Source organism: Vibrio sp. 1641 (assembly GCF_033339995.1).
Classification (GTDB): domain Bacteria; phylum Pseudomonadota; class Gammaproteobacteria; order Enterobacterales; family Vibrionaceae; genus Vibrio; species Vibrio alginolyticus.
Genome location: NZ_JAWOVP010000529.1, coordinates 1 through 512, shown reverse-complemented (window position 1 = coordinate 512; position 512 = coordinate 1). Strand labels below are relative to the sequence as shown.

The 512-nt window shown below is 46.1% G+C and carries 1 pseudogene; it reads left to right on the top strand.

Annotated elements, in window-relative coordinates:
- Positions 1-512, top strand: a pseudogene (gene vmeC / locus R7Z47_RS26950) (multidrug efflux RND transporter periplasmic adaptor subunit VmeC); the annotation flags it as partial.

Genomic DNA, 512 nt, shown 5'->3' with positions numbered 1-512 from the left:
GTAGCGACATTGTTCGCCTAGAAGATAGCAGCGTAATGCGTCTGCGCTTTACCGTGCCTCAAACAGACATCTCGCGTATCAAACTTGACCAAGAAGTGGATATTTTTGTAGATGCCTACCCAGATCAGCCATTCAAAGGCTCAATTTCTGCAATTGAACCTGCAGTAAATGTACAAAGTGGTCTGATCCAAGTACAAGCTGACATTCCAAACAGCGATGGCAAACTTCGCAGCGGTATGTTCGCACGTGCAAACATCATCATGCCTAAATTGGCAAACCAAGTGACGCTACCTCAAACAGCAATCACCTTCACTTTGTACGGCGATAACGTCTACATCGTGACAGAAGAAGATGGTGAAAAGCGCGTGAAACAACACGTAGTTAAAGTGGGCGAACGTACTAAAGACATCGCACACATCTTGGAAGGTGTGAAACCAGGTGATGTTGTGGTGACGTCGGGCCAAGTCCGTTTAAGTAACCACGCGAAAGTTAGCATTGTTGAAAGCAATGCC